This is a genomic window from Micromonospora sp. NPDC005087, from assembly GCF_042872965.1.
Lineage (GTDB): Bacteria > Actinomycetota > Actinomycetes > Mycobacteriales > Micromonosporaceae > Micromonospora.
The window spans coordinates 1-4,491 of sequence record NZ_JBIALB010000063.1; the positions used below are offsets into that span (position 1 = coordinate 1).

Consider the following 4,491-nt stretch of genomic DNA (forward strand, 5'->3'; position numbering starts at 1 on the left):
TGGCGATCTCACCCGCTCATGCCGCCTCCACAGAGGCCACTCACCCCACAGATCGCCAGCTCAACGCCCCACCGCCCGACTACGCAATCGCCCTGTAATGCCGGCGTTGATGATGGCCTGGGAATTCGTCGAGAACTTGTGGCCATCCATGTTGCGAACCATGATCGGGCGCGTTGTACCCGTGCCGTACGGGTCCTCCTCCGGCGACTTCGAGAGCCGGTCGAGCGTCGCGCGGTCGAGGATCGTGCCCTTGGGCTGCATCGCGTCGCCCATGAAGTTGCGGGCGGACAGGATGTAGTTTCTGTTAAGGTAGCCCGCCTGCTCGGCACTGGTGAGGCAGGCCTTGAGCTTGCCGAGCACCACGTCGACCGTGCCACCTTCGTAGCCCATGTCGCAGTCGATGATCCTGGCGCCATGCAGGTGCCCGTCACCGAGGCCCGGCATGAGCACCTTGCCCTTGAGGTCGACGACCTTGGTGTTCGGCCCGACCCACTTCTTGGTCTGGCCCGGGTTACCGACCCCCACGAAGACGATCTTGCCGTCCTTGACGGCGAGGCATCCGAGAACTTCGCCTGGTTCGGGCCGTACTGGAGCACCTTGCCGTTAACGAAGAACGTGTCGGCATGGCCGGCCCCGCTCTGGGGGGCCGAAGCCGCCCCGGCCGCGCCGGTAATGCCGAGAGGAAGTGCCAGAGCCGCGGCGACGGCGATGGCACTGCGGCGGAATCGTGAGGGTGTGCGGCTACTTCCCGGTCCTACGTGCAGGGTCATTGCGTTGTGGGGTAGCTGCTGGTCACCGCGGTGATGAGGTCGTGTGGGCGGCGGTCGGCGCGTCGGGTTGCGCGGGCGATGTTGGTGTCTCCGTTGGTGCGGTGGTAGCCGATCGCGGTGTTACGCAGGGTTGCGATGACGGCGGGTCCGGTGCCGGTGCGGGCCTGATGTAGGTTTTCACGGAAAGTGACGTCCCGGACGTGGTGGATCAGGTTTTCGATGTGCCATTCGCGGCGGGCCCAGTCCTGCAGGTCGGCGGGTTGGGCCTGTTCGGCGGGTAGGGACACCGTGTAGTAGGCGGTTTCGCGGCTGGTCTTCCCGCCGGTGGTGCGGGTGCGGATGATCCGGACGGCCTGCTGTGCGTGGGGGAACCCGATGCCTCCGGGGGTGTGCACGGTGATGGCTTTGACGGTGCGGGTCTCGCGGCGTCCGTGGCCGCGGTCGCGGCGGCGGTCTCCGATCGGGACGTCTGGCCAGGGCAGGGCTTTGAGCTGCTTGAGCAGGGTGGGCTGGTTGCCTTTCGTCGGGATCATCAGGTAGGCGCCGCGGGCGGCGATCTCGTTGGCGTGGGCGGTCTGGGTGTGCAGGGCGTCGGCGATGAACAGCAGGCCGGTCAGGCTGCCCAGCACTGCCTCGATCGCGTCGAGCAGGGGCGCGAACGCAGGGATTTCGTTCGACTTCGCGGCGATGGTGACCTGGGCCAGGACAATGCCGGTGCTGGTGTCCAGCGCGGAGAGCAGGTGGACCTGGCCGCCGCCGGGACGGCGGGCTCCCGGGCAGGGTCTTGCCGTCCACGGCGATCACCGTGCGGTACCTGCGTGGCCGGGATGTGACCGGCCGAGTTCGGGCCCGCAGCCAGCCGGCCAGAACGGTGGCCAGCAGCCCGTCGTCGAGGCGGGTCGACAGGCGCCACACGGTCGTACCCACGGGCACCTGACGACCGAAACCGAGCCGGTCGCGGGCCTGCTCGTCCAGATCGTGCAACCAGTCGGTGATCGCGGCGAACGACGACGCGCCCGCCAGGACCGCACACACCGCGACCGTCAAAAGGCTCGACAGCGGGTAACGCACCCCACGCGGGTCGCGGGGATCCGGGACTGCTGACAAGGCGTGCAGCAGCCCCATCGTCTCACCCTCGGTCACCGCGGGTGGTGACGCGTCAGGGCTGCCGGCGACCGCGGACAGTGCGGGGATCGGGCATGATGGCATCGGCGGGTGAGATCCTCGGGGTGTCGTGAAGCGTAGAGAACTCCATGATCACCGACGTGATCTCACCCGCTCTTCTCGCCTCCACAGAGGCCACTCACTCCATAGATTCCCAGCTTAGGGAACCCCCCGACCGACTACGCAATCACCCTGGCCGGCATTACCGCCGACACTGTGCCGCCGTCGGGTGGATTCATCGGGCATGACGAGAACGGTGAGCCGAACGGGACGTTCGCCGACTTCTCGGCGAACTTCGGCCCGGCGACGCCGCAGGCGCCGGACGCGGACTACCAGCAACTCGTCGCCAACATCAAGAAGGCCAATCGTCTGGGCGTCACGGCCATCCTCCGGCCGGGCGGCAGCGCGACGGATGCACAACTGGCCAAGCGTCTGGCCGATGACGGCAACATGACGGTCCACTTCAACCAAGCCCTCTCGGCCGGCGGCGTCCGCGGGGCGTCCGAGGCCGAGGTCGACGAACTCATCGCGGGGGTCAACAAGGTCCGCGATGAGTTCGACGGCTACTCCTCGCCCAACAGCCCCGGCTCGCTCAGCATCGACACGGTGAAGATCTTCTGTGACGGCGTGCCGGAGTACCCCGGCCAGACGGCGGCCATGGAGAAGCCCTACCGGATCAACGTCGGCACGACGGAGAACCCGGTCTGGGTCGAGGGTGACCTGCGCGGAGAGGAGCCGTCGTGTGACGACGCGCGACTCGGCTTCCTCAAGCTCGACGCGAACAAGTGGACCATCCACACGCACAGCATCGGTGACCGGGCCGTGCGCGTGTCGCTAGAGAACTTCGCGGAGATCAAGAAGACCAACCCTGCGTGGGACCGTCGCGACACCATCACCCACCTGCAGTTCGTCAACAAGTCGGACTACAAGCGGTTCGGGGAGATCGGCGTTGTGGCGAGCATGTCCCTGCAGTGGGCGCAGCGGGACGGCTGGACCGTCAACGGCGCCGAGGGCTACATCGCTCCTGAGGACCTCGCCGGGATGTACCCGACGAAGTCGCTGCTGCGCAACGGGGCGGTTGTTGCCGCCGGCTCGGACTGGCCGGTCACCGATCTCATTCCGTGGACCGCGATCGAGACCGCGATCGACCGCGAAGGTGAGGTCAACGAGGCCGCCGGGATCCTGCCCGGCAAGCTCGTGGCCACCGAGGGGATCTCGCTCGTCGAGTCTCTCAAGGCGGCGACCATCGGTGTGGCCTACCAGCTGCACCAGGACGACGTCACCGGCTCGATCGAGGTGGGCAAGTTCGCCGACCTTATCGCCATCGACCAGGACCTGTTCGGCATCCCGACCGAGAAGATCTCCGACACCAAGGTGCTCATGACCATGCTCAAGGGCGAGGTCGTCTACTCGGACCCGGACGCACCGGTCCTGTGACGCGATCACACTGACGGCAGGCCGGTGGGGCATCAGCTCCACCGGCCTGCTCCTTCCCCCGTCGACACGTTCTGCCCGTAGAGAGGTAAAGAGACTCCGATGGGATTCCTGAACCGGAGTGTTCCCTCCCGGACCGCCAGCGCCGTCACCGCCGGTGTGGCAGCGCTCCTGCTCCTTTCCTGGTGTGCGGCCACCAGTGATGCCACGACGATCGGCGGCACGCCTCGTCCGAGCGTCTCCGCCGGTAACGAGGACGAACACGGTCACGAGGCCACCGAGAGCCACTCGGAGGAGGACCACGGTCACATCCACGATGCGCCCGTCCGCACGCCCGAGTTCACGCGAGACCCGAAGCTCGCCTCTCTCGACCTCGCGACGGTGCCTCCGATCGTGTTCGCCAGCAACCAAGGTGGGGCGTTCCGCCTTGCGGGAGTCCGTCCCGACGGGTCCGGCCTCGTGCGGCTGTCCGAGCTCGCCGCGACATCACCCTCATGGTCGGCGGACGGGGCGCGCCTGGCCGTGGTCGGCCGGATCTTCGAGGACTCGCACTACGAGCAGGCCGTGTTGGTGCTCGGTGTAGGTTCAGGGGTGAAGGAGCTGCTGACCGGCTCGCGGATTCCCTCCACATCGACGTTCCGCTCGGCTGACGAGATATACGCACAGACGGCGCAGGTGTCGTCTCGCGAGTCGTCCGGAGCACAGTCGGTTTCAGGTGTTGAGGTCCTACGTCTCGGCGGTGGAACCAGCAGGTCCGTCCTCAAGGAGAAGGTCTCGGTCTATCATCCGGCGTGGTCCCCCGACGGGAAGCGGCTCGCCTACGTGACCGCGACCCCGGGTTGTCGGGCGACCCCCGAGAGGCCGTGCGAGCAGCTGCTCAAGGTGACAGATGGCTCGGCGGTCACCACGGGCGGGGTGGCCGCAAACCCGTCGTGGTCTCCGGACGGTTCGACGGTCGCCTACAGCTGGCTGGTCAACGGCAAGCGGCAGGTACGCCTCGCGACCCAGAGTGGCGATGTCACCGAGGTCGGAAGGTGTCAACCTTTTCGGGGCGGGTGGTTCAGGGGTTCGTTGACTGAGTCGGCTCGTCGTCGGGCTTGTTGATCCACGCGGGTTCGGGTAG

General features: G+C 67.2%; 4 protein-coding genes and 1 pseudogene. 2 read left to right on the forward strand and 3 right to left on the reverse strand.

What is annotated here, in order from left to right; translation table 11 throughout:
• Window positions 1–60: 60 nt before the first annotated feature.
• From ACFYPS_RS36805 to ACFYPS_RS36815, 3 genes and pseudogenes are all read right to left on the reverse strand, one after another.
• The gene (locus ACFYPS_RS36805; RefSeq protein ID WP_354967732.1) at window positions 61–525 is read right to left on the reverse strand and encodes a hypothetical protein; all 465 of its coding nucleotides are present in this window, start codon (window positions 523–525) and stop codon (window positions 61–63) included.
• Between the two features lie 241 nt (window positions 526–766).
• The gene (locus tag ACFYPS_RS36810) at window positions 767–1,510 is read right to left on the reverse strand and encodes an ISAs1 family transposase (protein ID WP_387331109.1); all 744 of its coding nucleotides are present in this window, start codon (window positions 1,508–1,510) and stop codon (window positions 767–769) included.
• Window positions 1,511–1,682: 172 nt separating this feature from the next.
• Window positions 1,683–1,979 (reverse strand): annotated as a pseudogene (locus tag ACFYPS_RS36815) (transposase family protein); the annotation flags it as partial.
• A gap of 147 nt (window positions 1,980–2,126) precedes the next feature.
• Between ACFYPS_RS36815 and ACFYPS_RS36820 the strand changes: the two are divergent.
• Together ACFYPS_RS36820 and ACFYPS_RS36825 are read left to right on the forward strand one after the other, a co-directional pair.
• On the forward strand, window positions 2,127–3,371 hold the full coding sequence (locus ACFYPS_RS36820) for an amidohydrolase (protein WP_387331112.1): 1,245 nt from the start codon (window positions 2,127–2,129) through the stop codon (window positions 3,369–3,371).
• 99 nt (window positions 3,372–3,470) lie between these two features.
• Window positions 3,471–4,472, forward strand: coding sequence for a TolB family protein (locus ACFYPS_RS36825; protein ID WP_387331106.1), 1,002 nt, complete (start codon window positions 3,471–3,473; stop codon window positions 4,470–4,472).
• The last annotated feature ends 19 nt before the right edge of the window (window positions 4,473–4,491 follow it).

Coding starts and splice junctions, on each gene's coding strand:
- ACFYPS_RS36825 (WP_387331106.1), top strand. CDS start 3,471: ATGGGATTCCTGAACCGGAGTGTTCCCTCCCGGACCGCCAGCGCCGTC.